Annotated in this window: 3 protein-coding genes and 2 pseudogenes; all 5 read left to right on the forward strand. The window is 52.2% G+C overall.

Going from position 1 to position 1,511, the window contains the following annotated elements; all coding sequences use genetic code 11:
- Window positions 1–211, forward strand: a pseudogene (locus J5224_RS27370) (DNA cytosine methyltransferase); the annotation flags it as partial.
- Window positions 208–585, forward strand: a complete 378-nt coding sequence (locus J5224_RS27375) for an HNH endonuclease (RefSeq protein ID WP_264628290.1) — start codon at window positions 208–210, stop codon at window positions 583–585. The pseudogene J5224_RS27370 and the gene J5224_RS27375, both read left to right, overlap by 4 nt.
- A complete protein-coding gene (locus tag J5224_RS27380; protein WP_264628291.1) occupies window positions 582–854 on the forward strand; it encodes a hypothetical protein in 273 nt (90 codons plus the stop codon). Before J5224_RS27375 ends, J5224_RS27380 begins: the two co-directional genes overlap by 4 nt.
- Window positions 851–1,216 (forward strand): RusA family crossover junction endodeoxyribonuclease, encoded by a 366-nt coding sequence (locus J5224_RS27385; RefSeq protein WP_264628292.1) that lies wholly within the window; start codon window positions 851–853, stop codon window positions 1,214–1,216. The genes J5224_RS27380 and J5224_RS27385 overlap by 4 nt, the downstream gene beginning before the upstream one ends.
- Window positions 1,217–1,224: 8 nt before the next feature.
- A pseudogene (locus tag J5224_RS27390) lies at window positions 1,225–1,511 on the forward strand (hypothetical protein); the annotation flags it as partial.

Consider the following 1,511-nt stretch of genomic DNA (forward strand, 5'->3'; position numbering starts at 1 on the left):
CGCCATGCGCATGTTGCAGCCACATGAGCTTTATGCCGCTCAAGGCTGCCCCAACTGGTACATCATCGACCAGGACTATCGTGGTGTGAAATACGCCAAGGACAAGCAGGTAGCTCGGTGTGGTAATGCGGTGCCGCCGCCGTTTGCAGAGGCGCTTGTGCGTGCAAACCTGCCGGAAATGTGCGTCGAACGTCAGGGAGTGGCCGCATGAAGCTCAACAAGAAACAGCGTGAAGAATTACGCATGAAGTTCGGCGGTCGGTGCGCTTATTGCGGTGAAATTTTAACTGCTCGTTTTCATGTCGATCACGTCGAGCCGGTATTGCGAAATATCAGCAAGAGTTACGCGATGGAAAGACCGGAAAACAACACGCTGGAAAATCTTTATCCCGCCTGTATCCCATGCAATCTGTACAAAGCCAGTTGCTCGGTAGAGCTATTTAGAGAGCGAATAGCAACACAGGTTGATGTAACTCGCAGGGCATCACGTAGCTATCGAACTGCCGAGGTATTTGGCCTTGTTAAGCCTACCGGAACCCCCGTCGTGTTCTGGTTCGAAAAATACCAGCGGGAGGACGCAGCATGAGCGGAAAGGTAATTCTCACTGAGTACAAGTACGACACAAGTAGTCATGAGTCTTTTAAAAAGTGGGTTGTCAGGCAGCGGAGCGGTATCACAGGCACGGTTCTGGAACAAAACGTAACGCTTGAGAGAAATGGTTACGGGAAGGTTATTCCGCATGTCGCGCTTGATGATTTTCCGCAAGGACTATCAGAGCGCGAAGCAATGCTAAAGCTGGCTGACTGGTTACACCGAATCAGCGTGTCGATAGAAGACCACTGGAGTACGCCATGAGATTAACCCTGCCATTCCCACCCAGCGTAAACAGCTACTGGCGCGCTCCGAACAAGGGGGCGTTAACTGGCAGGCACCTGGTCAGTGCTGCTGGTCGCAAATACCTTACCAACGCCATTGCTGACGTAGTGGAACAGCTAAACCGTTATCCCAAACCACGTACCGATTTGGTATCGGTAAAAGTCATCCTCATGCCACCCGATAGAAAACGTCGGGATCTGGATAACTACCTGAAAGCGTTATTTGACTCCCTTACCCATGCGGGTATCTGGCTGGACGACAGCCAGGTAAAACGGATGCTGGTGGAGTGGGGGCCGGTAACTCGTGGTGGCAAGGCTGAAATAACCATTGAGACGTTTTGAGGGATGGCATGAGAGCACTGTTTAAACCTGTCATCGTGCCAGAGCTGGGGCAAGTCATATTGCGCCCCGGTAAAAACCTGCTGTCACTATTCAATCGCCGTGTGCTGGTGGTCAGTGAGCCGGAGGAACTTAAAGGGCTTCCATCCGGTTTGCTGCCGAATCAGGAACAGCAACTAGGTAATGATCCGCGCTGGCGTTCATTCCTGACCAACGAACGAGTGATTAATGCCGCTGGTGGCACTGATGGGCTGATTTACTGGCTGAACCAGTCAACGGTGTGCCAGCGCGAAAGCGA

Source organism: Candidatus Symbiopectobacterium sp. NZEC135 (genome assembly GCF_025962695.1).